General features: G+C 72.0%; 31 protein-coding genes. 19 read left to right on the forward strand and 12 right to left on the reverse strand.

The annotated features are described in order from the left end of the window. Window positions 1–49: 49 nt before the first annotated feature. From ACGFMK_RS22395 to ACGFMK_RS22405, 3 genes are all read left to right on the forward strand, one after another. Window positions 50–1,411: an NAD-dependent succinate-semialdehyde dehydrogenase gene (locus tag ACGFMK_RS22395; protein WP_392766246.1), complete on the forward strand. Its 1,362-nt coding sequence runs from the start codon at window positions 50–52 to the stop codon at window positions 1,409–1,411. Window positions 1,412–1,484: 73 nt separating this feature from the next. Continuing rightward, window positions 1,485–1,937 (forward strand): hypothetical protein, encoded by a 453-nt coding sequence (locus tag ACGFMK_RS22400; protein ID WP_392766249.1) that lies wholly within the window; start codon window positions 1,485–1,487, stop codon window positions 1,935–1,937. After that, window positions 1,934–2,377 (forward strand): hypothetical protein, encoded by a 444-nt coding sequence (locus ACGFMK_RS22405; RefSeq protein WP_392766252.1) that lies wholly within the window; start codon window positions 1,934–1,936, stop codon window positions 2,375–2,377. Before ACGFMK_RS22400 ends, ACGFMK_RS22405 begins: the two co-directional genes overlap by 4 nt. Here the strand turns inward: ACGFMK_RS22405 and ACGFMK_RS22410 are convergent. Together ACGFMK_RS22410 and ACGFMK_RS22415 are read right to left on the reverse strand one after the other, a co-directional pair. Continuing rightward, window positions 2,332–2,769 (reverse strand): L,D-transpeptidase, encoded by a 438-nt coding sequence (locus tag ACGFMK_RS22410; RefSeq protein WP_392766255.1) that lies wholly within the window; start codon window positions 2,767–2,769, stop codon window positions 2,332–2,334. The two genes, ACGFMK_RS22405 and ACGFMK_RS22410, sit on opposite strands and share 46 nt — an antisense overlap. A gap of 71 nt (window positions 2,770–2,840) precedes the next feature. After that, entirely contained in the window at window positions 2,841–3,767 is a 927-nt protein-coding gene (locus ACGFMK_RS22415; RefSeq protein WP_392766257.1) for a hypothetical protein, read from the reverse strand. A 170-nt stretch (window positions 3,768–3,937) separates the two neighbouring features. Between ACGFMK_RS22415 and ACGFMK_RS22420 the strand changes: the two genes are divergently transcribed. Further along, window positions 3,938–4,174, forward strand: coding sequence for a three-helix bundle dimerization domain-containing protein (locus ACGFMK_RS22420; protein WP_392766259.1), 237 nt, complete (start codon window positions 3,938–3,940; stop codon window positions 4,172–4,174). Window positions 4,175–4,223: 49 nt separating this feature from the next. After that, on the forward strand, window positions 4,224–4,532 hold the full coding sequence (locus ACGFMK_RS22425) for a hypothetical protein (RefSeq protein WP_392766262.1): 309 nt from the start codon (window positions 4,224–4,226) through the stop codon (window positions 4,530–4,532). A 192-nt stretch (window positions 4,533–4,724) separates the two neighbouring features. Here ACGFMK_RS22425 and ACGFMK_RS22430 read toward each other — a convergent pair whose 3' ends face one another. Both ACGFMK_RS22430 and ACGFMK_RS22435 read right to left on the reverse strand, forming a co-directional pair. Further along, on the reverse strand, window positions 4,725–5,108 hold the full coding sequence (locus ACGFMK_RS22430) for an anti-sigma factor antagonist (protein WP_392766265.1): 384 nt from the start codon (window positions 5,106–5,108) through the stop codon (window positions 4,725–4,727). Window positions 5,109–5,265: 157 nt separating this feature from the next. Further along, window positions 5,266–5,940: a TetR/AcrR family transcriptional regulator gene (locus tag ACGFMK_RS22435; RefSeq protein ID WP_392766267.1), complete on the reverse strand. Its 675-nt coding sequence runs from the start codon at window positions 5,938–5,940 to the stop codon at window positions 5,266–5,268. 116 nt (window positions 5,941–6,056) lie between these two features. Between ACGFMK_RS22435 and ACGFMK_RS22440 the strand changes: the two genes are divergently transcribed. From ACGFMK_RS22440 to ACGFMK_RS22465, 6 genes are all read left to right on the forward strand, one after another. After that, entirely contained in the window at window positions 6,057–6,263 is a 207-nt protein-coding gene (locus tag ACGFMK_RS22440; RefSeq protein WP_392766269.1) for a 4-oxalocrotonate tautomerase family protein, read from the forward strand. Window positions 6,264–6,354: 91 nt separating this feature from the next. After that, the gene (gene msrA, locus ACGFMK_RS22445) at window positions 6,355–6,870 is read left to right on the forward strand and encodes a peptide-methionine (S)-S-oxide reductase MsrA (protein WP_392766272.1); all 516 of its coding nucleotides are present in this window, start codon (window positions 6,355–6,357) and stop codon (window positions 6,868–6,870) included. Between the two features lie 319 nt (window positions 6,871–7,189). After that, entirely contained in the window at window positions 7,190–9,457 is a 2,268-nt protein-coding gene (locus ACGFMK_RS22450; protein ID WP_392766275.1) for a M4 family metallopeptidase, read from the forward strand. A gap of 95 nt (window positions 9,458–9,552) precedes the next feature. Further along, complete coding sequence (locus tag ACGFMK_RS22455; RefSeq protein ID WP_392766278.1) at window positions 9,553–10,062, forward strand: OsmC family protein; 510 nt, start codon at window positions 9,553–9,555, stop codon at window positions 10,060–10,062. Between the two features lie 78 nt (window positions 10,063–10,140). Then, window positions 10,141–11,109, forward strand: coding sequence for an ATP-binding cassette domain-containing protein (locus tag ACGFMK_RS22460; RefSeq protein WP_392766281.1), 969 nt, complete (start codon window positions 10,141–10,143; stop codon window positions 11,107–11,109). Beyond that, on the forward strand, window positions 11,106–11,909 hold the full coding sequence (locus tag ACGFMK_RS22465) for an ABC transporter permease (RefSeq protein ID WP_392766284.1): 804 nt from the start codon (window positions 11,106–11,108) through the stop codon (window positions 11,907–11,909). The genes ACGFMK_RS22460 and ACGFMK_RS22465 overlap by 4 nt, the downstream gene beginning before the upstream one ends. A 2-nt stretch (window positions 11,910–11,911) precedes the next feature. On the opposite strand, the gene ACGFMK_RS22470 is transcribed toward ACGFMK_RS22465, so the two are convergent. Then, window positions 11,912–12,841 (reverse strand): sigma-70 family RNA polymerase sigma factor, encoded by a 930-nt coding sequence (locus ACGFMK_RS22470; RefSeq protein WP_392766287.1) that lies wholly within the window; start codon window positions 12,839–12,841, stop codon window positions 11,912–11,914. 86 nt (window positions 12,842–12,927) lie between these two features. On the opposite strand from ACGFMK_RS22470, the gene ACGFMK_RS22475 reads away from it, so the two are divergent. Continuing rightward, on the forward strand, window positions 12,928–13,479 hold the full coding sequence (locus ACGFMK_RS22475; RefSeq protein ID WP_392766291.1) for a dihydrofolate reductase family protein: 552 nt from the start codon (window positions 12,928–12,930) through the stop codon (window positions 13,477–13,479). A 4-nt stretch (window positions 13,480–13,483) separates the two neighbouring features. Here the strand turns inward: ACGFMK_RS22475 and ACGFMK_RS22480 are convergent, their stop codons facing one another. Continuing rightward, window positions 13,484–13,891: a nitroreductase/quinone reductase family protein gene (locus ACGFMK_RS22480; RefSeq protein WP_392766294.1), complete on the reverse strand. Its 408-nt coding sequence runs from the start codon at window positions 13,889–13,891 to the stop codon at window positions 13,484–13,486. Window positions 13,892–13,893: 2 nt separating this feature from the next. Further along, window positions 13,894–14,451: a DUF6069 family protein gene (locus ACGFMK_RS22485; protein ID WP_392766297.1), complete on the reverse strand. Its 558-nt coding sequence runs from the start codon at window positions 14,449–14,451 to the stop codon at window positions 13,894–13,896. A gap of 108 nt (window positions 14,452–14,559) precedes the next feature. On the opposite strand from ACGFMK_RS22485, the gene ACGFMK_RS22490 reads away from it, so the two are divergent. The 3 genes from ACGFMK_RS22490 to ACGFMK_RS22500 all read left to right on the forward strand — a co-directional run bounded on the left by ACGFMK_RS22490 (window position 14,560) and on the right by ACGFMK_RS22500 (window position 17,459). Beyond that, the gene (locus tag ACGFMK_RS22490) at window positions 14,560–15,522 is read left to right on the forward strand and encodes an SDR family NAD(P)-dependent oxidoreductase (RefSeq protein WP_392766300.1); all 963 of its coding nucleotides are present in this window, start codon (window positions 14,560–14,562) and stop codon (window positions 15,520–15,522) included. Between the two features lie 98 nt (window positions 15,523–15,620). Further along, window positions 15,621–16,886 carry a serine/threonine-protein kinase gene (locus ACGFMK_RS22495; protein WP_392766303.1) on the forward strand — a complete coding sequence of 422 codons (1,266 nt, stop codon included), beginning with the start codon at window positions 15,621–15,623 and terminating at the stop codon, window positions 16,884–16,886. A 249-nt stretch (window positions 16,887–17,135) separates the two neighbouring features. Continuing rightward, window positions 17,136–17,459, forward strand: a complete 324-nt coding sequence (locus ACGFMK_RS22500) for a hypothetical protein (RefSeq protein ID WP_392766305.1) — start codon at window positions 17,136–17,138, stop codon at window positions 17,457–17,459. Window positions 17,460–17,489: 30 nt separating this feature from the next. Here the strand turns inward: ACGFMK_RS22500 and ACGFMK_RS22505 are convergent, their stop codons facing one another. Continuing rightward, window positions 17,490–17,813 carry an STAS domain-containing protein gene (locus tag ACGFMK_RS22505; RefSeq protein WP_392766308.1) on the reverse strand — a complete coding sequence of 108 codons (324 nt, stop codon included), beginning with the start codon at window positions 17,811–17,813 and terminating at the stop codon, window positions 17,490–17,492. A 145-nt stretch (window positions 17,814–17,958) separates the two neighbouring features. On the opposite strand from ACGFMK_RS22505, the gene ACGFMK_RS22510 reads away from it, so the two are divergent. Both ACGFMK_RS22510 and ACGFMK_RS22515 read left to right on the forward strand, forming a co-directional pair. Then, the gene (locus ACGFMK_RS22510; RefSeq protein WP_392766311.1) at window positions 17,959–19,437 is read left to right on the forward strand and encodes an aldehyde dehydrogenase; all 1,479 of its coding nucleotides are present in this window, start codon (window positions 17,959–17,961) and stop codon (window positions 19,435–19,437) included. 106 nt (window positions 19,438–19,543) lie between these two features. Further along, on the forward strand, window positions 19,544–20,728 hold the full coding sequence (locus tag ACGFMK_RS22515; RefSeq protein WP_392766314.1) for a glycosyltransferase: 1,185 nt from the start codon (window positions 19,544–19,546) through the stop codon (window positions 20,726–20,728). Between the two features lie 60 nt (window positions 20,729–20,788). Here the strand turns inward: ACGFMK_RS22515 and ACGFMK_RS22520 are convergent, their stop codons facing one another. Further along, complete coding sequence (locus ACGFMK_RS22520) at window positions 20,789–21,109, reverse strand: hypothetical protein (protein WP_392766317.1); 321 nt, start codon at window positions 21,107–21,109, stop codon at window positions 20,789–20,791. Between the two features lie 68 nt (window positions 21,110–21,177). Between ACGFMK_RS22520 and ACGFMK_RS22525 the strand changes: the two genes are divergently transcribed. Both ACGFMK_RS22525 and ACGFMK_RS22530 read left to right on the forward strand, forming a co-directional pair. Then, window positions 21,178–21,561: a MerR family transcriptional regulator gene (locus ACGFMK_RS22525; protein WP_392766320.1), complete on the forward strand. Its 384-nt coding sequence runs from the start codon at window positions 21,178–21,180 to the stop codon at window positions 21,559–21,561. An 84-nt stretch (window positions 21,562–21,645) separates the two neighbouring features. Next, window positions 21,646–22,800, forward strand: a complete 1,155-nt coding sequence (locus tag ACGFMK_RS22530) for a serine hydrolase domain-containing protein (protein ID WP_392766323.1) — start codon at window positions 21,646–21,648, stop codon at window positions 22,798–22,800. Here ACGFMK_RS22530 and ACGFMK_RS22535 read toward each other — a convergent pair. The 3 genes from ACGFMK_RS22535 to ACGFMK_RS22545 all read right to left on the reverse strand — a co-directional run bounded on the left by ACGFMK_RS22535 (window position 22,778) and on the right by ACGFMK_RS22545 (window position 25,253). After that, window positions 22,778–23,485 carry a GNAT family N-acetyltransferase gene (locus ACGFMK_RS22535; RefSeq protein WP_392766326.1) on the reverse strand — a complete coding sequence of 236 codons (708 nt, stop codon included), beginning with the start codon at window positions 23,483–23,485 and terminating at the stop codon, window positions 22,778–22,780. The two genes, ACGFMK_RS22530 and ACGFMK_RS22535, sit on opposite strands and share 23 nt — an antisense overlap. Window positions 23,486–23,567: 82 nt before the next feature. Continuing rightward, window positions 23,568–23,933: a suppressor of fused domain protein gene (locus tag ACGFMK_RS22540; RefSeq protein WP_392766511.1), complete on the reverse strand. Its 366-nt coding sequence runs from the start codon at window positions 23,931–23,933 to the stop codon at window positions 23,568–23,570. Window positions 23,934–23,957: 24 nt separating this feature from the next. Beyond that, window positions 23,958–25,253: a DUF2185 domain-containing protein gene (locus tag ACGFMK_RS22545; protein ID WP_392766329.1), complete on the reverse strand. Its 1,296-nt coding sequence runs from the start codon at window positions 25,251–25,253 to the stop codon at window positions 23,958–23,960. Window positions 25,254–25,259 lie beyond the last annotated feature (6 nt).

The raw sequence follows: 25,259 nt of genomic DNA on the forward strand, positions 1-25,259 counted from the left end.
CCGCGAAGAAGGCTAGTGTATACAGTATCCTGTAGGCTACGCTGTCGGCATGTACTCAGTCACCGACCCCGCGACGGGTGAGCTGGTCGAGGAAATCCCGAACGCGACCGACGACGAGGTGCGCGCCGCGATCGGCCGCGTGCACGGCGGATACCAGGCGTGGCGGCGCCGTCCCGTCACCGAGCGGGCCGCGATCGTGCTGCGGGCCGCGGAGCTGTTCGCCGAACGGGCCGACGAGCTGGCCGCGATCATGACCCTCGAAATGGGGAAGCGGATCAACGAGGGCCGCGGCGAGGTGGGCGTGGTCGTCGACATCTTCCGGTACTACGGCGAACGCGGCCCGGACCTGCTCGCGGACGAGCCGCTGCCGATCCGCGGCGGCGAGGCCGTGCTCACCAAGGAGCCGATCGGCGCGCTGCTCGGCGTCATGCCGTGGAACTTCCCGTGCTACCAGGTCGCGCGGTTCGTCGCGCCGAACCTGGTGCTGGGCAACACGATCCTGCTCAAGCACGCGTCGATCTGCCCGCGCTCGGCCGAGGCGATCGAGCGGGTGCTGCGCGACGCCGGCGTGCCCGAAGACGCCTACGTGAACGTCTTCGCCTCCAGCAGGCAGGTGCCGTGGATGCTCGCCGACCCGCGCATCCAGGGCGTCTCGCTGACCGGCAGCGAGCAGGCCGGGATCTCGGTGGCGGCCGAGGCCGGGCGGAACCTCAAGAAGTGCGTCCTGGAGCTGGGCGGGTCCGACCCGCTGATCGTGCTGGACACCGACGACCTGGACGAGACGGTGAAGGTCACCGCGACCGCCCGGATGCGCAACTGCGGCCAGTCGTGCAACGCGCCCAAGCGGATGATCGTGCTGAGCGAGCTCTACGACGAGTTCGTCGACCGGCTGGCCAAGCGCGTCACGGAGTACTTCGTGCCGGGCGACCCGGCGGACCCGGCGACGACGCTGCCCCCGCTGGCCTCGATCGCGGCGGCGGACGAGGTGGCCGCCCAGGTCGAGACGGCGATCCGCGAAGGCGCGACCCTGCGCGCGGGCGGCCACCGCGTCCCCGGCCCGGGCGCGTACCTGGAGGCCACGGTCCTCACCGACGTGACGCCGGAAATGGCGGCCTACCACGAGGAGATCTTCGGCCCGGTGGTCCTGGTGTTCCGCGCGGAGACCGAGGAGGAGGCGATCGCCCTGGCCAACGACACCCCGTTCGGCCTGGGCGCGAGCGTCTTCGGCACCGACCGCGCCCGCGCGACCCGGGTGGCCCGCGCGATCGAGGCGGGCATGGTCTACCTGAACAAGTCGGGCGGCTCGGAGGCGGACCTCCCGTTCGGCGGGATCAAGCGCTCGGGCATCGGCCGCGAGCTGGGCCCGCTGGGCATCGAGGAGTTCATGAACAAGAAGCCCATCCGGCTCTGACTGGGCCGGGCGGAGCAGCGAACGCAACCCGCGCGGCGGTGTCGATCACGGCTTGATCGACTATCGTTCCCTCATGACGCTGGAGATCGCCGGCGGCCGGGGCGGGTGGCCCGGATCTTTCGCCGTGGCAACGGAAAACGCTCGCTGGACCCGGGTGTACGCGGGCGGGTCCGTCACGTTCGGCCACCTCGTCGGGGACGACTACCGCACGCCCCGGGTGTGGAGCGCGCACGGGTTCGGGCTGCCGGAAGCCGATCTCGCCGGGTTCGCCGTTCAGCTGGCCAAGGTGATGAAGCACCACGCGTACTGGATCGCCCGCGCCGAATGTCCGGATCGCCGGGCCGGGGACGCGACGCGCTGGTCTCCGGGGCGCTACGACGACGAAGACGCCTTCGTCTACTTCGCCGGGCCGTGTACGCACGGCGACCGGCTGCCGGGTTACCACCCCGCCGCCGCGTTCACGATCGCGCTCCCCCACGTCCGCGGGCTGCGGATCCGGGTCGCCGCCTACCTCGCGGCGTCGTGAGGCGCGCGTTCCGGGCGGGGGTGATCGCCGCCGTGGTGAGCGGGATTCCCTCCACCGCCCACGCTTTGCTGACGCACGGTGACGTCCTCGCCGCGACACGCGCGGCCGGGACGCTGTTACCCGGGCGGCGCGACCGGCCCGGCGTTGCCGCCGGGCTGGTCGCGCACGTCGGTGTCTCGGCCCTCTGGACCGTCGTGCTGACCTTCGCCGCCCGCCGCTGCGAACTCGGCGTCACCCGCGGTGCCGTGGCCGGGCTGGCCGTCGCGGCGCTCGATCTCGGGATCGTCGCGAGAGCCTACCCGGCGGTGCGCACGCTTCCCCGCGTTCCGCAAGTGTTCGACCACCTGGTCTTCGGCGCCGTCCTCTGTGGACTGCTCCACAGTGGAGGAACAGGTCAGGCCACGACCTGGACCACGTCACCCGGGTGCAGCGAGTTGTAGAACGTCACCGCGTCCGCGTGCGAAAGGTGCACGCACCCGTGGGACTTCGCCTTCAGGCTGCCCTGGTGGAACGCGACCCCGGTGTTCGTGAAGAACACCGAATACGGCATCGGCCCGTTGAACTGCTTGCTGTAGTGGTCGATGTCCTTGTACTGCACGTGGAACGTCCCGAGCGGGGTCGGGTACTTCGCGAGCCCGACCGTGATCGGGACCCCGCCGTGCGTGACGTGCCCGGCGCCGTCGGTCAACCACGCCGTGTTCGTACTGCGCTGGACGCAGGCTTTCGCTTCGGCACTGCACGGCGTCGAAGCCGCTTCCGCCGTCCCGGCGAGCGTCACCGTGCCCGCCATGGCGGCGATCCCGCCCAGTACCGCGATCATCCTCCGGTTCATCGTGCGCCTCCCGTTGTCGTTCGGCTACAGGAGGTGAGGTGCCCAGTTTTCCGATCTTCGAATCGCCGAGATCAGTTCTGCGGCCGGGACAGCCCGAGGAACTCGTTCTGCTCGCGGTCGTAGCGCTGGGTCAGGCCGTTGCCGTAGCGGTCCCACCAGTTCGCCGTGTGGCCACCCTGGTGGGTGGTCGTGCCGCCGTAGATCTGGCGGTCGTACTCGATGCGGGCGTCGTGGAACTCCTGCTGGAACTGCTCGGGCGTCAGGCCCTGCGCGTGCTGGATGGCCGCGTCGCTGAGCGTGCCCGAGCTGCGCACGATGTCGTCGCCCGCCATGTGGTTGACGATCGCGCGGACGCCGCCGGCCCCGCGCATGTGCGCGCCGGACATGATCGCGGCCTGCGTGCCGGGGTCGGTGAAGTTGAGCGCGCCCGCCGTGCGGGCGTTCGCGGTCATCAGGTCGCTGACGACGGCGCGTTCCTCGGCGCTGCCCTGCCCGTACTGCTCGCGCGCGGCGATGATCCGGTCGTAGCCGTTGTGCATGTTCTGCCGGAAGCCGTAGGCCTCGGGCACCCCGCCCTGCTCGCCCGTGGCGCCTTCGGACGCCATGATCGAGTCGACGACCCGCGGGTCGAGCTGTGGCGGGGCCGCCCCGGCCGCCGCCCCGCCACCGCCGGTGGCCGCCTGCGCGGTCTGGGTACCGCCGCCGTAGCCCCGCGCGACGTCGGCGTCCGCGGCGTTGTAGCCGTTCGCGGCCGTCTGGACGTTCTGGTTGACGTTCCCGATCAGGCTGAGGAACTTCTGCAGCGCGCTGCCGAGCTGCGAGTGCAGCGCCGAGTTCGCGGCGGCGACACCGCTGCCGATCCCGGCGAACGACATGGCGTCCAGCACCAGGCCTTCGAGGTCGCGCGTGGTGGACAGGAACGACGACCCGACGTCTTCGACCGCCTTGACGACCGTCCCCATCTCCGTCGTTTCGGCGTGGTACGCCCCGGCACTCATGGTCTGCTCCCTCCGGCAGGCGGCTTACCGCGTCGAGAATTCACCACCCCGCCGCGACGGCACACGGCCGAATTACCCACTGCCGGACCGGCACCTGTCGTTCATCTTCAGTTCACCTCAAGGTCGTCTTGCCGGGTACTTCACCGGCACGCGACACAGGGAGGCCCTTCATGAGCACGCCCACGCTGGACACCATCGCCTCCGAGCAGCTGGACCTGCAGCTGTCGGTGGTGGAGGACCGATTGGCCCACGACTACACGGCCGTGAGCAGCAGTTCCGTCCACAACCTCGTCGAGCGCGAGCGGTCCCGCTTCGCCGACGCCCGCATCCACGTCTTCGTGCCGATCCTCGTCGAGCGGGCGGTCCGCGCCACGCTGGCCGCGCCCGCCAAGCACCGGCGCGACTGACCGCTCCGGCGCTAAGGTCGGTGACAGACCGGCTGCGCGAGGAGTGACGATGAACGACAAACCCGGGGACGACCCGGCCGTGGTCGACGGCGAGATCGTCGACGAGACGCCCACCGCCGCCCTCGCGCTGCCGTCGCCGGCCCTGCCGGACCCGGACTACAGCGAGGGCGGCGTCCCCAGCTTCGACTTCGTCCGGGACAAGATCGAAGGCCGGTACACGACGTCGCTCGGCGCGCAGGACGTGGCCGGGCTGGGCACGGAGAACACGACCGAGGCCCTCGACAAGAAGATCGCCGACCGCGACCAGGCGGCCAAGGACAGGCTGGCCGAGATCCGCCGCTCGATGCGCGGCGAGTAGCTCAGCCGAAGATCGCCGCGGGATCGCCGGTGCGCCAAGCGTTTTTGATGACAATGCGGCGTAGCACCCGGCGGTCGCCGTCGTGCCGGCCGGCCTCCCGCTCGACGCGCCGGGCCTGGTCACCGGCCCGGCTCCGCGCGTTCACCGAAGCGGCAGCCGACCTGGTGCGCGAACCGGCCTGACACCGGGCGGTCAGCGGGACTGGGCCTGCAGCCAGCGCATCTCCACCGGCTGGCTGGCCGCGATCGCGGCCAGGCGGTCCGGGTACACCGGGACCCGGCGGTCGAGGCCGCTCAGGCGCACCACCCGGTTGACCGCCGTGTCCGGGGGGACGATCAGGCAGCCGTCGATGCCGCGGTCGCGGCAGAGGTCGAACGCCTCCAGCAGGCCCGCCGCGCCGCGGGCCGAGAGGAAGTCCAGCTCGCCGAGGTCCACCGCCAGCAGGTGCGGGCCCGGCAGTTCGCAGATCGCGGCTTCGAGCACCGCCGTCCAGCGGACGACCGTCGCGATGTCCAGCTCCCCGCCCACTTCGACGACCAGGACGCCACTGGTGTGCTCCGGAGCGATGTCGCGCATCGCGCCTCCTCCCCACGGCCGGAGCCCGGCCCCGGGGTCATGGTCGCACCGCTGCCGGATTGTCGCCGCGTGGGAAACGGAACCCGGCGAAGACAACCCGGATGGCCGCATCCGGTGCCGCCGTCCGGGTCAGGGTCCAGCCAGTGTCTATTGTGGACTACTCGGCCAGGCGCTCCAGCCACTCCTGCATCAGGGTCAGTTCGGCGGCGGACAGTCCGGCCGGTGCTTCCTTGCGCAGCTGGGCGCCGAGCGTCGTCGCCGTGGCGGCCACTCCCCCGGCGGGCTCCGCCGGTTCGCCGGCCAGGATGCCCGCGAACACGCTCTCCCGGACGCGCACCGAGAACCCGGTGTCCGGGTAGAGGGCCGGGCGGGTGATCATCGACAGCGCGACCCCGGCGTTGGCGGCCATGACCATCCGCGCGGCGACCGGCGGTGCCACCGCGAGCCGTCCCGCGGCCGCGCAGCGCCCGAGCACTTCGAGCAGGAGGCTGTGCGCCTCGGCCGCGGCGTTCGGCGGCGTCGACAGGCCGGAGTACATCAGCCGGTAGTAGTTCGGGTTCTCCAGCGCGAACGCGACGTGGTTGTCCCAGCCGTCCCGCAGGTCGCGCACGGGGTCGTCGGACGCCTCCGCGGCCCGCTTCCCGGCGAGGTACTTCTCGAACCCGTGGTCGACGACTGCGGACATCAGGCCCTCTTTGTCGCCGAACTGCCGGTAGAGCGCGGGCGCCCCGACCCCGGCCGCCTCGCAGACCGCCCGCGTCGAGAAGTCGGCCTCGGCCGACCGCGACAGCAGGTCGGCGGCCGCTTCCAGAATCCGCGTTCGCAAGTCCACGGCAGCGACGTTACCAGGGGTTATCGTCGTTATCAAACAGGCGGTAGCGTCGATCCGGCCGTCGTGTTAACGTCGGTTACGTCAGCAAGTAAGCGCCGATACCGAAGGACGCCACCATGCCGTTCGCCAATTTCAAGGTCCCCGCCGGCACACTCACCGCCGAACAAAAAACGCTGCTCGTCACCCGCACCACCGAGCTCTACGCCGAGATCTACGGCGACCGCGCCCGCGCGACCACGATGGTGCTGGTCGAGGAGGTCGCCGACGGCGGCTGGGGCATCGGCGGCGACGTGCTCACCCTCGCGAAGCTCCAGGCCGGGTGACGTCAGGCTTCCGTAATCCCCGCGTGGAATCATCGGCTGACGACAGAAGTTGTACCGGTGGTAGCACCGCACGAGGAGAAGGAGTGACGCCGTGACCACGTCAACCGAGAGGGCCGTCCTGGCCGGCGGCTGCTTCTGGGGAATGCAGGAGCTGTTCCGCCGCCTGCCCGGGGTGATCTCGACCCGGGTCGGTTACAGCGGCGGTGACGTCCCGAACGCCACCTACCGCAACCACGGCACGCACGCCGAGGCCATCGAGGTGATCTACGACCCCGCGCAGACCACGTTCCGCGACCTGCTCGAGTTCTTCTTCCAGGTGCACGACCCGACGACGAAGAACCGCCAGGGCAACGACATCGGCCTGAGCTACCGCTCGGCGATCTACTTCGAGAACGACGAGCAGAAGCGGGTCGCCGAGGACACGATCGCCGACGTCGACGCGTCCGGGCTGTGGCCGGGCAAGGTCGTCACCGAGATCGCCCCCGTCGGCGATTTCTGGGAGGCCGAGCCGGAGCACCAGGACTACCTCCAGCGCATCCCGAACGGGTACACGTGCCACTTCGTGCGCCCGGGCTGGAAGCTCCCGAAGCGCGAGACGACCGCCTGATACGTCCGCACCACGTAAAGGCCCCTTCGCCATTCCCGGCGAAGGGGCCTTTGTCGTTTCCACGGCCGGGAAGATCACCCGAACGGCGGTGAGCCGACGCAAGTCCTCAATGGACGATCAAGGGACAGAATCCCAAAGGCGGCTATTGTCCTTTTTGGGAAGTATCGCCGTATGTCAATAAGACCGTACGTTAGTCGCTTGTTCACGAGCCCTCGGCACCGGATTCTGATTTCCGTTCCACAGCACCACCTCTCGTCCCCTTGATCCGGCCCGGCCTCGAACCCGGGCCTGATTCACCCTGCCCTGAGGAGATCCCTCGATGGAACTGAGACGTCCTGTCGTCTTGGCAGCAACCGGCGTCCTCGTCGGCGCGCTCTGCATCACCGGCACCGCACAGGCGCAACCCACCCCGACCGCTGTCCCGAGTGCCCAGGCCCAGGCCGTTTCCGCGGCCGCCGGTCTCGTGGCGAGCAGGCCCGCCGCGCTGCACGCCAGCTCGGACGACGTTTTCCAGGCCCAGAAAGCGATTTCCTCGACGAACGGCCTGCAGTACATCCCCTACGAGCGCAGCTACAAGGGCCTGCCCGTGGTGGGCGGCGACTTCGTCGTCGCGACCAACGCGACGGGCCAGGTGCTCGGCACCTCCGTCGCGCAGGACCAGACCATCAACCTCGCCACGACCACCGGCAAGGTGACGAAGGCCGCGGCCGAGGCCACCGCCCGGCAGCAGCTGCCCTCCGTGGACAGTGTGAGCCCCGCCCAGCAGGTCGTCTTCGCGCTCGGCACGCCGGCGCTGGCCTGGGAGAGCACGGTCGTCGGCCGCAACGCCGAGGGCCCGAGCCGCCTCGACGTCGTCGTCGACGCGGCCACCGGCAAGGTCCTCCACACGCAGGAACACGTCATGAACGGTGACGGCACCAGCGCGTGGAACGGCCCGAACCCGGTGCACCTCGACACCACGCACTCGGGCAGCACGTACTCGCTGAAGGACCCGGCGATCACCAACACGTCCTGCCAGGACGCGGCCAACAACACCACCTTCAGCGGCCCGGACGACGCCTGGGGCAACGGCAACGCCACCAGCCGTGAGACCGGCTGCGTCGACGCGCTGTTCGCCGCCCAGACCGAGAACAAGATGCTCTCGCAGTGGCTGGGCCGCAACAGCTTCGACGGCAGCGGCGGCGGCTGGCCGATCCGCGTCGGGCTGAACGACCAGAACGCCTACTACGACGGCACCCAGGTCCAGATCGGCAAGAACACCAACGGCCAGTGGATCGGTTCGATCGACGTCGTCGCGCACGAGCACGGCCACGGCGTCGACGACCACACCCCGGGCGGCATCTCCGGCGCGGGCACCCAGGAGTTCGTCGCGGACGTCTTCGGCGCCTCGACCGAGTGGTTCGCGAATGAGCCGGCTCCCTACGACCAGCCGGACTTCCTCGTCGGCGAGCAGGTCAACCTGGTCGGCTCCGGCCCGATCCGCAACATGTACAACCCGTCGGCGCTGGGCGACAAGAACTGCTACGACAGCTCCGTCCCCAACGGTGAGGTCCACGCGTCGGCCGGCCCCGGCAACCACTGGTTCTACCTGCTGGCCGAAGGCACCAACCCGACCAACGGGCAGCCGACCAGCACCACGTGCAACAGCACCAGCATCACCGGCCTCGGTGTGCAGAACGCGGTGAAGATCTTCTACAACGCGATGCTGCTCAAGACCTCCGGCAGCTCGTACCTGAAGTACCGCACCTGGACGCTGACCGCGGCGAAGAACCTCTTCCCGGGCAGCTGCACCGAGTTCAACACCGTCAAGGCGGCGTGGGACGCCATCTCGGTTCCGGCGCAGTCGGGTGACCCGACGTGCTCGGCGACCGGCACCGTGACCGTTTCGAACCCGGGCAACCAGTCCACCACGACCGGTGGTTCGGTCAACCTGCCGCTGTCCGCCAGCGGTGGCACCGCGCCGTACTCCTGGACCGCCACCGGCCTCCCGGCCGGCCTGTCGATCAACGCCTCCACCGGCACGATCTCGGGCACCGCGACCACCGCGGGCACCTCGAACGTCACGGTGACGGCGAAGGACGCGGCCAACAAGACCGGTACGGCGTCGTTCTCCTGGACCGTCGGCACCACCACCGGCTGCTCCGGCCAGAAGCTGGCCAACGGCGGGTTCGAGTCCGGCGCCACCAGCTGGACGCAGACCAGTGGTGTCATCGGGCAGAACGGTTCGCAGGAGCCCACCCACGGCGGCACCTGGAACGCCTGGCTGAACGGGTACGGCACCACGCACACCGACACGCTCGCGCAGTCGGTGAGCATCCCGGCCGGGTGCCACGCCAGCCTGACGTTCTACCTGCACATCGACACGGCGGAGACGGGCAGCACCGTCTACGACAAGCTGACCGTGGCCAACGGCAGCACCACGTTGGGCAGCTACTCCAACGTGAACGCGGCCTCCGGGTACGTCCTCAAGACGATCGACGTTTCGTCGGCCGCCGGCGGGACCCTCGCGCTGAAGTTCACGGGTACCGAGGACAGCTCGCTGCAGACGTCGTTCGTGATCGACGACGCCGCGGTGACGCTGAGCTGAACCAGCTGAATCCGCACTGAAAGGGCGGGGAGACCGGGAAATCCGGGCTCCCCGCCTTTTTCGTTTTCCCGCCGCGGGCGGGCACAATCGGGCGCATGGACACCGAAGAGCTGCGAGCGACCCAGGCCCCGCTGAAGGACAAGTACCGCGACGCACCGGAAAGCGCGCTCGTCACCCTGCACGCCGGCGCCGAGCTCGACGGTCTCGGCATCTCCTGCAAGGTCGAAACCGGCCGCGCGGTCGTCGAAGCCGGGCTGCACCCGGCCACCGGTGGTGACGGCACCCTCGCCTGCTCCGGCGACATGCTCCTGGAGGCGCTCGTGGCGTGCGCCGGGGTGACGCTGCGGGCGGTCGCGACGTCGCTGGGGCTGGAGGTCCGCGGCGGGCGTGTCCGCGCCGAAGGCGATCTCGACTTCCGCGGCACGCTCGCCGTCGCGAAGGACGCGCCGGTCGGGTTCCGCGCGATCCGGCTGTCGTTCGACCTGGACACCGACGCTTCCGAAGAGCAGCTGGCGACCCTCAAGAAGCTCACCGAGCGGTACTGCGTGGTGTTCCAGTCGCTGCGGACGCCGCCGGAGTTCGCCGTGACGCTCTCGGCGAACTGACTCCTCTCAGGGAGAAACCCGGAGGACAAAGCGGACAGCGTGGCTTAGCTTGGCGGTGTCACCGGAAGGGGAGCCGAAATGTCACAACCGGGTCCGGACATCGCCGTCCGGGTACGCGGGCTGGTCAAGACGTACGGGTCGACCCGCGCGCTCGACGGCGTCGACCTCGAGATCCCGGCCGGGCGGGTGCTGGGCCTGCTCGGCCCGAACGGCGCCGGGAAGACCACCACCGTCCGGATCCTGACCACGCTGCTGCGTCCCGACTCGGGCGAGGCGTGGGTGGCGGGCCACGACGTCCTGGCCGAGCCGGACGCGGTGCGGCAGCGGATCGGGCTGTCCGGCCAGTACGCGGCCGTCGACGAGAACCTCACCGGCTTCGAGAACCTCTACATGGTCGGGCGGCTGTACGGCCGGAAGAAGGCCCCGGCGCGGGCGCGGGCCCGGGAGCTGCTGGCGCGGTTCCAGCTCGAGGAGGCGGCCGACCGGCCGGCGAAGGGGTATTCGGGCGGCATGCGGCGCCGGCTCGACCTGGCCGGCGCGCTGGTGGCCGAGCCGGCCGTCGTCGTCCTCGACGAGCCGACCACCGGCCTCGACCCGGGCGGGCGCCTCGACACGTGGGCGGTGATCAAGGAACTGGTCGCCGACGGCACCACCGTCCTGCTCACCACCCAGTACCTCGAAGAGGCCGACCAGCTGGCCGACTCGATCGTGGTGATCGACCACGGCAAGGTCATCGCGCGCGGCTCCGCCGACGAGCTCAAGGCCCAGATCGGCGGCGAGCGCCTCGAGCTGGTCGTCGCGTCGGCCGCGGACCTGCCCGCCACCCTCGAGGTGCTGCGCGCGGTCGGCTCCGGCGAGCCCACCGGGGACGCCCACACGCGCCGGGCGGAGATCCTCGTCGACACCGGCCCGAAGGCCCTCATCGAGGCGCTGCGGCAGCTCGACGCGCACGGCATCACGGTCCAGGACGTCGGCCTGCACCGGCCGACGCTCGACGACGTCTTCCTGTCCCTCACCGGGCACGGCGCCCAGGAGGTGGCGAAGTGAGCGCGTTCGCGAAAGGCCTTTCCGACGGCGGGATCATCACCTGGCGCAACCTGATGAACGTCCGGCGCAACCCGGACTGGCTGATGGCCGCGACGCTGCAGCCGATCATGTTCGTGCTGCTGTTCGCCTACGTCTTCGGCAACGCGATCGGCGGCGACGCGGGCGGCGCGGCCTACCGCGAGTTCCTCATCGCCGGGATCTTCGCCCAGACGGTGGCGTTCAACTCGGCGTTCACCGTGATCGGCTTCGCCAACGACCTGCAGAAGGGCATCATCGACCGGTTCCGCTCGCTGCCGATGTCCCGCCTCGCGGTGGTGCTCGGCCGCACGACGTCGGACCTGGTGGTCAGCGTGGTGGCGCTGGTCGTGATGTCGCTGTGCGGGCTGATCGTCGGCTGGCGGATCCGCGGCAGCTTCCTCGACGCGGTGCTCGGCTACCTGGTGATGCTGATGTTCGCCTGGGCCCTGTCCTGGGTCGGCGCGCTGATCGGCCTCACCGCGCGCAGCGTCGAGGTGGCGCAGAGCGCCGGGCTGATCTGGATGTTCCCGCTGAGCTTCGTGTCGTCGGCGTTCGTCCCGACGGACAAGATGCCGCCGTTCCTCCGGGCGATCGCCGACTGGAACCCGTTCACGGCGGTGATCAACGCGACGCGGGACCTGTTCGGCAACCGCTTCGGCGCCGCGCCGGCGGGCTGGCCCGCGGAACACGCGGCGCTGTACTCGATCCTGTGCTGCGTGGCGATCATCGCGGTGTTCGCGCCCCTGGCGACGGCGCGGTACCGCAAGGTGGCGAGCAAATAGTCCTAAACGGACACTGGAAGACCGAAGGCCGCGAACAGCCGCGGATCCTGGAACACCACGTTGTGCGCGATGCCGGCCGGCGTCACCGTCAGCACCTGCAGGGTGTGCAGGCGGTGGCCGCCGTCGTCGTCCGGGCAGTAGGCGGCGAGCGCGGGCTGGCCGTTCGCCGTGAGCGGGACCGCCCGCCAGGCGCCGGGGCGCATCGTGAACACCCGGGCCATGAAGCGGCCGTAGTCCGCGCGCCCGGCGTACCAGAGCGGCACCGGCGGCATCTCGAGCACGGCGTCGTCGGTCAGCAGCGTGACGAGCGCGGGGACGTCGGCGGCTTCGAACGCGCGGACGTACCGCTCGACCGTCTCCCGGACGGCCTGATCGCCCGGCTCGCGGACCTCGTGCTCCCGGGGCGTGGCCGTGGCCAGCGCGGCGCGCGCCCGCTGCAGTGAGCTGTTGACCGCGGCCGCCGACGTGTCCAGCTGCGTGGCCACCTCGGCCGCGCTGAACTGCAGGACGTCGCGCAGCACCAGGACCGCCCGCTGGCGTGGCGGGAGCAGCTGCACGGCGGCGACGAACGCGAGCCGCACCCCGGCGCGGGCCTGCGGGTCGCCGGTGTAGCGCGCGGGCAGCGGCTGCAGCCAGGGCACCTCGAAGTCCGGGACGAGCGGGACGTCCGGGTCGGTGCTCGCGGCGCCGAGCCCGGACGGCAGCGGCCGCCGCGCCCGGCCTTCGAGCGCGGTCAAGCAGACGTTGGTCGCGATGCGGTAGAGCCAGGTGCGCACGGACGCGCGCCCCTCGTCGTAGCGCTCACGCGCCTTCCACGCGCGCAGGAGCGTCTCCTGGGCCAGGTCCTCGGCGTCGTGCAGCGAGCCGAGCATCCGGTAGCAGTGCACCACCAGCTCACGCCGGAACGGCTCGAAGCCCGCGTCGGAGTCCACGCCGGAGATTGTGCCCCGGATCGCGATGAGTTACGCGGGGGTCCCCGGTATGTACCCGTGACCGCACCGATCGCGAAGGGACCACCATGAACGACGTCATCGTCATCCAGTTCACCACCCTCGACGGGGTCGTCGAGGACCCGGACGGCTCGGGCGGCACCACCGGCGGCGGCTGGGCGTTCCGGCACGGCCCCGAAGCCGTGGCCGGGGACAAGTTCAAGCTCGGCGCGCTGCTCGACACCGGCGTCCTGCTGCTGGGCCGGGGCACGTGGGAGCTGTTCTCGAAGCTGTGGCCCACCCGGACGGACGAGTTCTCGACGCGGATGAACAAGGCCGCCAAGCGGGTCGCTTCGCGCACGCTCACCGACGTCGGCGCGTGGGAGAACTCGGCCCTGCTCACCGGGGATCTGCTGGACGAGGTCCGGCGGCTGCGCGAAGAGCGCGACGTCGTCGTCATCGGCAGCACGAGCATCGTGCACACCCTGGCCGAGCACGGCCTGGTCGACGAATACCGCCTGCTCGTCTTCCCGGTCGTGCTCGGCACCGGCCGCACGTGGTTCACCGGACCCGGTGATCTTCATCCGGTCTCGGTGGAGCAGAACGGCGCCGCCGCCCTGCTGCGCTACCGGACGGCGTAGCGCCTCAGTCCTCTTCGGACAGTTCCACGATCGGGATCGACCGCTTCGCCTTCTCGCGGTGGTCGGCCAGGAAGGGGTAGTGCTTCTCCAGCTCCGTCCAGGTGCGCACGTAGTCCGCGCCCAGCAGCGGCAGCGCCTCCGCCTCGAACGCGCGGCCGTCCACCTCCACCTTCACCCGGGAGTCGGCCGTCAGGTTCTGGTACCAGTCGGGGTCCTTCGGGGCTCCCACGTTCGAGGCGACCACGAACATCCGCTCGCCGTCCCGGTGGAACATCATCGGGACGGTGCGCGGCTTGCCCGAGTTGCGGCCCGTCGTCGTCAGGAGCACGAGCCGGTCGCGGTGCATGCCCTCCACCTCCTCGCCCGCGCGGAACTGCTCGATCACGCGGCGGTTCGTCTTGCGCTGCCCCATGCTCAGCGGTCGTAGTAGCGGGTCGGCGGCTCCTGCTGCTGGTTCCACTGCCGGGTCGGCGGCGGCTGCTGCGCCGGCGGCGGGGTCTGGGACGTCGAGCGGCGCCGGTGCAGGGTGCGCGCGCTCGCCGCCATACTGCTCACGATCGCCGCGATCACCAGGCCGATCACCAGGTTGATCACCGCCGTGGCGATCTTCGCGCTCGGTGCGACGCTCAGCGTCAGCGGCAGCACCACCGCGATCAGCGTCACCAGCACCATGATCCAGCCGAAGAACTGGGACGGTGCCGGCGTCGCCACGCTCAGCAGGTGCATCAGGCCGGTCGCCAGCAACGCCACCGCCGCGGCGACCAGTGCGTACGTCGTGGTGCTGGCGTTGCCCCAGACGCCTTCCCCTTTTGGGGCCAGTACTTCGACCTCGAAGATGCCGCGGGCGATCAGCAGCCCGACCACCGCGACCAGGGCCGCGACCACCGCTGTCGCCACGCCACCGGCCCACAGGCGGCGGGCGTCGATCCCCGGGCGGACGTCCTGGGGTGTGTTCCCGTAGTAGTCGGACATCACGGCCTTCCTCACGTCGGCTGGGCCTCTCGCGGTCGATTGTCCCCTCTTTCGGCCCGGCACGCGCGATTTGCGCTGGAGTGCACTCCAGGTCCTAGCGTCGGGACCATGACCACCGCACAGCACAAGATCGGCTCGGGCTTCGGTGCCGGCACCACCGCGGCGGAAGCCGTCGCGGGCATCGACCTGACCGGAATGCTCGCCGTCGTCACCGGCGGTTACTCCGGCATCGGCCTGGAGGCCACCCGCGCCCTCACCGGCGCCGGTGCCCAAGTCGTGGTCCCGGCCCGCCGCCGCGAGACCGCCGAGCAGGCCCTCGACGGGCTGACGAACGTCGAGGTCGACGAGCTGGACCTGGGTGACCTCGAGAGCGTCCGCGGTTTCGCCGGGCGGTTCCTCGCCACCGGCCGCCGGATCGACCTGCTCGTCACCAACGCCGGGATCATGGCCTGCCCCGAGACCCGCGTCGGGCCGGGCTGGGAAGCCCAGTTCGCCACCAACCACCTCGGCCACTTCGCCCTGGTCAACCGGCTGTGGCCGGCCGTCGCCGAAGGCGCGCGCGTGGTCGCGCTGTCCTCCCGCGGCCACCACAACTCGCCGATCCGCTGGGACGACGTCATGTTCGCCCAGGGCTACGACAAGTGGGCCGCCTACGGCCAGGCCAAGACGGCCAACGTGCTGTTCGCCGTCCAGCTCGACAAGCTGGGCGCGGAGAAGGACGTCCGCGCGTTCGCGCTGCACCCGGGCGGCATCATGACGCCGCTGCAGCGGCACCTGTCCCGCGCGGAGATGGTCGAGCGCGGCTGGATGGACGAGGCGGGCACCATGCTCGTCGAGTTCAAGACGCCGGAGCAGGGCGCGGCGACGACCGTCTGGGCCGCGACGTCCCCCCAGCTGGCCGGGCTCGGCGGGCTGTACCTGGAGGACTGCGACGTCGCCGAGCTGTCCCCCGAGGACGCCGGCGGGCTCTCCCCCTCGGGCGTCCGCCGCTACGCCGTCGACCCGGCGCAGGCCGAGCGGCTGTGGACGCTGTCGGCGCAGCTGACCGGGGTGGACGCTTTCGCGCGCTGACCCCACCCCGCCCGTGATCTTGCGGAGGTTTCCGGCTCACGGGAACGGGGTACATCGCGGGGGTGGCCGACGAAGCGGCAGGACGGGGGAGCCCGGCGATGAGCGACGCGGACGAGGCCACGTGTGCTCACTACGCGCTGGGCGAGTTCGCCGTCGTGCCCCAGGCACCGCTCGGCGGCGAGCGGCCGCCGGCCACGCTCGCCGGGCGCTACGAGGTCGGCCGCCTGATCGGCAGCGGCGGCACGGCCCGCGTCTACCGCGCCTACGACCTGCGGCTCGACCGCGAGGTCGCCGCCAAGATCTACGACCGCGGCGCGGTGGCCCTCGACCAGCGCCGCCGGCTGCGCGAGATGAGCATCCAGGGCAGCATCGCCCACCCCGGCGTCGTCGCCCTGCACGACAGCGGCATCGAGCACGGCCGGACGTTCCTGGTGATGCAGCTCGTCGAGGGCGAGAACCTGGCGGAACGGCTGCTGGGCGGCCCGATGACCGCGGCCGAGGTGACGGCGCTGGCCACCGGGCTCACCGAGGCGCTGGCCCACGTGCACGACCTGCGGGTGGTCCACCGCGACCTCAAGCCGGCCAACATCTTCCTCAGCGCGGACGGCCCGCTGATCGGCGACTTCGGCATCGCCCACGCGCTGGACACCACGCACATCACCGGCACCGGCGTCATCCCGGGCACCGCCGCCTACCTCGCGCCGGAGCAGGTCGGCGGCGAACCGGCCGGCCCCGCCGCGGACGTCTACGCGCTCGGCCTGATCCTGCTCGAGTGCCTGACCGGCGAGCGGGAGTACCAGGGCACGATGGTCGAGGCGGCCATGGCGCGGCTGGCCCGGCCGCCCCGGATCCCGGACGGCCTGCCCGCGGTGCTCGCGCACACCCTCCGCCGGATGACGCAGCGCGAGCCCGCGGACCGGCCGTCCGCCGCCGAGGTGCTGCGGCTGCTGCGCACCCCGCCCGCGACGCTCCCCTCGGCCGCGGCGGCGGTCCGCCCGCGGCGGCGCCGGGCCCTGGTGACCGCCACCCTGGCCACCGCGGCCGCCGCCACCGTCGCCGCCGTCCTGCTGGCGACGCCGGAGACCGGGACCGGCACCACCACACCCGCCCAGCAGCCGGTGCCGGGATCCACCGCGGCCGCGGCGCCCCCGCCGTCCTCGTCGTCGCCGCAGGAGGTGGCCGCGCCCGGCGCGACCGAGTCCGCCGACCTCGAGCCCGCCGCCGTGACGCACCGCAACACGACCCAGGGCACGGCCCAGAACGCACCTGAAGCGCCGAAGACGGTGAAGCAGCGGGGCAAGTCCGGGAAGAGCGGCCCGCCACCCGGCATCGGCAAGGGCAAGGGGCCCGGCAGCGACTCCTGACGGGGCCTCCGGCCGGTGAAGCAGGGACCAACGGCCCTACCGCCGGGAATGGCGGTGGAATAGTCCTTACACCGTCGGAATTCTCTTTTCCGAATTCGGACTCGAAGCAATAACGACCGGTAACCGAAGCGCCCCGCGGCCCGACAAACCCAGCGTGTGCCGGCCGCGCGGAACGCCCGCGTTTCGAGCCGGCACGACCGCCGGGAATCCCCCGTCCCGGCCGGTTCCACTACTTTTCCGGAGGTTGGGATGAGTGTCCACGCTGCCCTGGCGCGACCCGTTCTCGGACCGTCGCGCGGACGGCACGCCAAGCCCGCACCCCCGTGGCCGCGGGTCGTCGCCCGGGCCCTCTTCCTGGCCCTGGCCTTGATCTCCACCGGCGTGGTCGTCGGGCTCGGCTGGCCGCCGGTGCTGCTCGTGGTGCCCGCCGCGGTGCTGGTGCTGCTCGTGGCGAGCGTCGCGAAACTGCGCACCGCGAGCACGAAGATCGACACGATCTTCGCCGAGGAACTGTCCGCCCCGGTCGCGCCGGAAATGGATATTGAAAGCGGTGTCGCGGCCGAGATCTCTTGACCGGAGATCATTTCCGCGGAACTGTTCCGGCTAACCGGCGTCCCGCCAGGGCTCGAAGCTGCGCAGCAGCATCTCGATCTGCGCCGGGTCGGTGACCTCGGCTTCGACGCCGTCCGGCATCGCGATGATGAGGTGCGTACCGCGCGCCGCGCAGCCGGTCACCGTCGCCGCCAGTACCGCCGCGGCACCGCCGTCGACCGCCGTGGCCATCGTCAGGTCCACGACCACGCGGCGGGCGTCGGCGGCGTAGGCCGCTTCCATCGCGCGGTGGTGGGCGGCGGCCACGTCGCCGTCGAACACCCCCTCGACGGAGAGGATGACCTCGTCTTCCAGTAACACGCTGTGAAGGGTCATCTCGCCTCCTGGCGACCGGTTTTCGTCCGACCACGTCCGGGTTCCGTTGCTCGAAGGTTACGTCAGGCGCCCCCGCGGGTGCAGGCTGAGAAGCAGCTAGAGCACACCGGAAGCAGTAACGCCGAGACGTCGACGAGGACGGACCATGAACGCACAGTTGCCGGCCTTCTCCCTGCTGATCGGCGGCAAGGCCGCCGGCGCCCGCTCCGGGCGCACCTTCGCGTCGCCGAATCCGTACACCGGCCGGCCGTGGGCGGTCGTGCCGGACGGCGGCCCCGAGGACGTCGACGACGCCGTCGCGGCGGCCCGCGCGGCGCTCGAGGGCGAGTGGGGCGCGATGACCGGGTTCGCGCGGGCGGCCCTGATGCGGCGGCTCGGCGACCTCGTCGGCGAGCACGCCGAGCGGCTCGCCCGGCTCGAGGTCAACGACTCCGGCAAGCTCTACCGCGAGATGCTCGGCCAGCTCACCGCGCTGGGCGGCTGGTACCACTACTACGCGGGCCTCGCCGACAAGATCGAAGGCCGCCAGATCCCGGCGCCGAACCCGGACTACCTCGTCTACACCCGCCGTGAGCCGGCCGGCGTCGTCGCGGCCATCACGCCGTGGAACTCGCCGCTGCTGCTGCTCACCTGGAAGCTCGCGCCCGCGCTGGCCGCCGGGTGCACGGTGGTGGTGAAGCCGTCCGAGCACTCCCCCGTCTCGACGCTCGGGCTGGCCGAGCTGATCACCGAGGCCGGGTTCCCGCCCGGCGTGGTCAACGTCGTCACCGGCCTGTCCCGTGAGACGGGCGCGGCGCTGGCCGGGCATCCAGGCGTCGACAAGGTGGCGTTCACCGGGTCGACCGCCACCGGACGGGCCGTCGCGGTGGCGGCCGCCGAACGGCTGAACAAGGTGACGCTCGAGCTGGGCGGCAAGTCGCCGCAGGTGGTGTTCCCCGACGCCGACCTGGCCGCCGCCGCGAACGGCGTCATCGCGGGCGTGTTCGCCGCCACCGGCCAGACGTGCATGGCGGGCTCGCGGTTGATCGTGCACGCCGACGTCCACGACGAGCTGATCCGCCTCGTCGCCGAGCGCGCGGCGGCGATCAAGCTGGGCGACCCGAACGACCCCGCCACCGAGATGGGCCCGGTCGCCAACGCGCCGCAGTACGCGAAAGTGCTGCACCACCTGGAAACCGCGAAGGCCGAAGGCGCCACGGTCGCCTGCGGCGGGGTGGCCGACCCCGGCTTGGGCGGGCTGTTCGTGCAGCCGACCGTCCTGACCGGCGTGACGCCGGAATCGACGGTGTTCCGCGAGGAGGTGTTCGGGCCGGTGCTGGCCGCGCTGACCTTCACCGACGAGGCGGAGGCGATCCGCCTGGCCAACGACACGCCGTACGGCCTCGCCGGCGCCGTGTGGACGAAGGACGTGCACCGCGCCCACCGCGTCGCGGCGAAGATCAAGGCCGGGACCGTGTGGGTGAACGCCTACCGCGTGGTCGCGCCGTCCGTGCCGTTCGGCGGGGTGAAGGACTCCGGCCTGGGCCGGGAGAACGGCGTCCACGCGATCGACGAGTACCTGACCGACAAGGCGGTGTGGGTCGAGCTGTCCGGCGGCACCCGCGATCCGTTCACGCTGGGCTGATTCCCCTCTTCCCCTTTCAAGGTATAGCCGGGAGGGGGACTTGCGGCAAGGCCCCGGGGCGGGTCCACACTGCGGGCTCACCATTTCTCGTCGAGGGGATTCCTTCATGCGTGTGCTGCTGTCCACGATCGGTTCCCGGGGCGAGGTCCAGCCGGTCCTGGCGCTGGCTTCGGAACTGCGGGCGCTCGGCGAGGACGTCCGCCTGTGCGTGCCGCCCGACTTCCGCGACTGGCTCGCCGGGCTCGGCTTCGCCGTCACGCCCATCGGCCCCGAACTGCGCGGGACCGCGAAGGCCCGCCCGTCCGGTGACCTGCGGAAACTGGCCGAAGAGACGGTCGCCACGCAGTTCGCCACCGTCGCGGAGGCGGCCGAAGGCTGCGACGTGATCGTGGCCGCGGGCGCGCTGCAGCTGGCCGCCCGGTCGATCGCCGAGCGGACCGGCGCCGCCTACGTCTACGCGGGTTTCTGCCCGATCACCCTGCCGTCGGACCGCCATTCACCGCCGCCGATGCCGTGGCGCTCGGCGGAAACGCATCGCGACCGGTGGAATGAGGACGCCCGGCACCTGAACACCCTTTTCGGGGCGACGCTGAACGCGCACCGGGCGGAAATCGGGCTCGCGCCGGTCGAGGATCTGCAGGGCCACGTGTTCACCGACCGGCCGTGGCTCGCGGCCGACGCCGCCCTCGCCCCGTGGCCCGGCCCCGCCGGCGTCGTGCAGACCGGCGCCTGGCTCCGGCCCGACGAGCGGTCCCTGCCGGCCGAGGTGCGGGAGTTCCTGGACGCGGGTGAGCCGCCGGTGTACGTCGGGTTCGGCAGCACGCGCGCCGAGGACGGCCTTGCCGAGACGCTGCTGGCCGCGGCCCGGGCCCACAGCCGCCGGGTGATCCTCGCCCGCGGCTGGGCGGACCTGGCCCTGTCCGGCGCGCAGCCGGACGCCCTCGGCATCGGCGAGATCAACCAGCAGGCCCTGTTCGAGCGGGTCGCGGCGGTCGTGCACCACGGCGGCGCGGGCACGACAACCACGGCGGCCCGTGCGGGGGTGCCCCAGGTCGTCGCGCCCCGGATGTACGACCAGTTCTACTTCGCCGACCGGGTCCGGGACCTGGGGATCGGCGCGGCGCACGCACCGGGTGCGCCGACGGTGGAGTCGCTGACCGAGGCCCTCGGTAGCGCGTTGCGGCCGGACGTCGCGGCGCGGGCGCGGGAGTTCGAGGGCCGGGTGCGTCACGACGGCGCGGGCGTAGCGGCACGGCACCTGCTGGAGACGGCACCGCTCGCGTCGGCCTGACGTGTCCGTCCGGCCGGACCTCCTGGCGGGCCGTGGCCTCGCCGCCCCCGTCGTAGCGCCTCAGCCCAGCGCGAAGAAGTCTTCGAGGGCGGCGCGGGCGGCGGCGGTGTCCGGCACGGCGGCGTCCCAGAGCACCTCTCCCCCTTCGACGGTGATCTCGAAGCCGAAGAAAGGACAGCAGGCCTTCTCGCGGGCGGCGAGGTCGCGCACCCATTCCTCGATGCCCGGCCCGGCCGCGAACCGGAACCGGACGCCGGTGGCGGTCCGCTCGCGGACGGCCCGGCCGAACAGCCGCCGGTACTCGGCCAGGCGTTCACCGGGGGTGTCTCGGGCGTGGGTCATGTCGCAGGCGATCGGCGTCGAAGCGGGCGGGATCTGCATGGCGGCTCCTTCGGTCTACCCTCGACCCTAAAGTCTGGACCTGGCTCCAGAGTCAAGGGAGAAGCCGCATGAAGATCGGCGAAGTGGCCCGCTCGGCCGGGGTGAGCGTCGACACGGTCCGCTTCTACGAGCGGCGAGGAGTGCTGCCGTCGGCCGACCGGCGCCCGTCGGGCTACCGCGTGTTCCCGGCGTCGGCGGCCGACCGGATCCGATCGGCGAAAGCGCTGCAGGACTTGGGTTTCACGCTCGACGAGGTCGTGGACGCCCTGCGCGCCCACGACACCGGCGACGCGACGTGCGCAAGCGAACGCTGGCGCCTGGAGGCGGTGGTGGCCCGCCTGGACGAGCGGATCGCGCAGCTGCAGCGGGTCCGCCGGAACGCGTCCGGCTGCCTCGCCGACTGCCGGGCGGGCTGCTGCCGTCTGGTCGGCGAGGGCGTCGTCAAGCCGTAGCGCTTCCGGAAAACCCGGGGGTGGGAACGCCTGCCGGCCGCATGGAACGCGGACCCGGCCGGCGTTCGGGTCGCTTTGGTGCGTATGAAACGAACCGGGGTGGGCGGGGGCGTGCGCGCGCCGGCCGCCCTACCCACCGCGACCCCGGCCGCGGCGAGCACCCCGCTGGAGCAGCTCGCCCGGAACCTGGTGGCCGCCGGGGCGCCCGGGGTGATCGTGCGGGTGGACGACGGGCGCGGCCGGCCCGTCGAGATCACCGAACAGGCTCCCTGGGCGCACCGGCTCGAAGCCGGGGACGAGTTCCGGATGGGGTCGAACACCAAGACCGTCATGGCGGCCATCACCCTGCAGCTCGTGGCCGAACACCGGCTTTCGCTGGCCGACCCCGCCGCGAAGTGGTTGCCGGGGACGCCATCCGGCGTCACGCTGCGCATGCTGCTCAACCACACCAGCGGCCTGTACGACTACACCGAGGACCCGGCGATCCGGAACGCGATCCTCGGCAAGGACCCGCACCGGTGGACCGCCGCCGAACTGCTCGCCGTCGGCGTCGCGCACCCGCCGGTGTTCGCGCCGGGCACGGACTGGTCCTACAGCAACACGAACTACGCCGCCGTCGGCGTGATCCTGGAACGCGTCACCGGCGCGAGTCTCGCCGACCTCGTGCGCGACCGGATCGCCCGGCCGCTGCACCTGACGCACACCTACCTGCCCGCCGACGGCTCCTGGCGCGGCCGGCACGCGCACGGCTACGAACCGGACGCCGCCCACATGCCGCCGACCGTGCCCGCCGAGTTCACCGGCGTCGCCGGGACGCCGAAGGCCGGGCACGTGGACGTCTCCGGCAACGACCCGGGCTGGGGCAGCTCGGCCGGGGCGATCGTCAGCAGCGCGCCGGACTGGGCGCGCTTCTCCACCGCCCTGATGTCCGGAAAGCTCCTGCCGCCGGCGCAACTCGCCGAGATGCGCACGGTCGTCGGCCCGGGATACGGGCTGGGGATCCTGACCGCCACCACCCCGTGCGGCACCATCTGGGGCCACGACGGCGGGATCACGGGCTACTCCAGCAGCACCATCACCGACGGCACCGGCCGCCGCACCGCGACGATCCTCGTCCCGACGGAGTTCCTCTACGAGTTCGACGCCGCCCCGGAGCTGGCCGAGGCTCAGCGGGCGCTGCAGGACGCCACGACGTGCGCCATGTTCGGCAAGCCCGTCACCGCAGGTCCAGCCACATGATGCGCAGGCCGACGTCGCCCAGCCGGGGATGGCGGAACGCGCCGGGTGCGACGCCGAGGGTGACGAACCCGAGGCTTTCGTAGAGCCGGATCGCGGCGGTGTTCACGTCGACGACGGCGTTGAACTGCACCGCCGCGAACCCGGTGCGCCGGGCCCAGCCGATCAGGTCCGTGGCGAGGGCCCGGCCCACGCCGGTGCCCCGCGCCCCGGCGGCGACCATCAGGCTCCCGGACGCGACGTGGCTGCCGGGCCCGGGCCGGTTGGCGTCCATGTTCGCGGTCCCGGTCACCCGCTCCCCCTCGGTCGCGACGACGGTTCTGGCGGGTGGACGCAGCAGCCACATCCGCCGGGCGTCGGCCTCCGTCATCGCCGGGTCGTAGGGGAACGTCTCCTGCTCGAGGACGACGTCGTGGAGGATCGGCCAGATGCGCGGCCAGTCCTCCGCGCGGGCCTCACGGATCACCAGCGCCGGCCCGGCCCGTACCGCCACCGGGCGCGGGGACGGCTCCACCGGTGGCGAACCGCCGGCGGCCACGAGGAATCCCCGCGCCGGGGCGGCATCCCGCCCATCGAGCATCTGTCCGAAAAGGACGAAGACCGCGCCGCGCTGCGGAACCGCCGGGTGCCCGGCGCCCGCGACGCGCGCCAGGACTCCCGGCACACCACGGTGTCGGGCGCGGCCCACACGCCGTACTCCTCGTTCATGGTGACCGAGGTTAACCAGCGTTCGGCGGCCCGACGACCGAATTACCGCGCGGGATCGGTGATCAGCAGGGGGTTGCCGGCCCGGATCGCCGCCAGCACGTCCGCGCGAGCGCGGTGAGCCGGGTGTCCGACGCGCCGGTGATCGGTCCGCCCGGGTTCAGGCGATGGCCGGGCTCGAACACGCGGCCGGTCGAGAAGACGTAACCACCGAGCTGCCGCAGGAGGTTCAGCGACCACGGCGCGGGCGGACCGTCACCCGCCGGGACGCGCATCGTCAGCTCGAACCCCCAGCCGCTGATCCCGGTATCGTCGCTCTCCTTGGTGAACAACTCGGTCAACCCGAAGGTGACCAGCAGCCAGTGCCCGGCGTCGCGGTAGGCGCTGAGGCGTGGATGCCGTCCTGGCCGGGCAGCGTGTCCGCCCCCCAGTGCCCGGCGTGGCTTCGTCGATCATCAGCCCTCCGCCGGTACCGGCACGAACGCGACGTCCGGACCGGCGCGCTCGAAGGCCGCCGGGGCCGGATGGCCGAACAGCTCCTCCAAGCCCGGGTCCGCGCGGATCAGGTCACGCAGCGGCACCACCTGGCAGTTCGCGGCGTCGTCGAGGTAGTCCTGGGTCTCGTCGCCGGCGAAGACGCGCCAGCCGCTGTCCTGGTCGTTGTCCGCGGCTTCGCGGTGGAGCCACGTCACCGGCGCGCCCTCGCGCGCGACCCGGGCCGACACCAGGGCCAGCTTCGCGAGGTCGCCGAACCACAGCTGCTCGAAGCGGCGCTGGCGCCGGACGATCTCCGGTGCGCCCAGCTCCACGCGCACGCGCAGCAGGGTGCCGTCGGCGGCGAGGTCGCGGAAGACGGGGTACGCGCCGTCGCCCCAGCCGGTGAACCAGCCCGTCATGGTCGCGCCGCCCACCTCGATCGTGCCCGACTCCGCCGGCGAGCGGTACATCTGCTGCAGCACGCGGTAGTGGTCGTCGTGCGGGCGGAGGTCGAAGCGGAACCGCAGCTCCCCCAGGCCCTGGAGTTCGTGGTGCCGGGACGCCGCTTCGTCGCGGGTCAGGCCGGTCCACCCGAACACCCCGTCGTCGTCCACGGTGGACGCCGAAACCCGATCGGCCGCCGCTGCCGCGTCCGCGCCCCAGAACACGAGGTCGTACCGGCCGTCGTAGGGCACGTCGCTGCGCCAGCCGTTCAGCGCGGCCGGGTCGGCGAACAGCAGCCGGGCCTCGTCCACCAGCACGTACCCGCATTCGACCGCCTTGACCGGTGCCCCCTCCGCGCACTCCACCCACACCGAGTGCCACTTGCCGGCGTCCGGCCCGCCGGCGTCCATCCGCTCGCCGAGCACCCGCAGCTCCCGCCCGGCCGGCACCCCGCGCACCGCCACCGCCCAGCCACCGGGGAACGGCACCTCGGCGCCTCCGGGGTGGTCCTCGAGCAGCCGCCGGACGCGGGTGTGGTGCGCCGTCCGCGGGGTCGGCCGCAGGGCGGCGTCGAGCCCGGTCGTGCGGCAGACCTCGGCGACCTTGGCGGCCACGGCGCTGCCGTCCTCGAGGTCGAACGCGTAGCGGCCCTTGACGACGGCCAGGTCGAGCGCGGCCGCGACCTCCCGGGCGTCCGGGCCGGCGATCTCGAAGTCGGTCTCCGGGCCGGGTTCCGGCGCCCGGTCGCCGGACCACAGGCGCAGCAGCCCGAAGTCGATCAGCAGTACGTCTCCGGACGGGAACGACGCGGTCCCGAGCAGCTCTCCCATGTGGAC

Origin of the sequence: Amycolatopsis sp. NPDC049252, from assembly GCF_043197175.1 — a bacterium.
In the GTDB taxonomy this organism is placed as follows: domain Bacteria; phylum Actinomycetota; class Actinomycetes; order Mycobacteriales; family Pseudonocardiaceae; genus Amycolatopsis.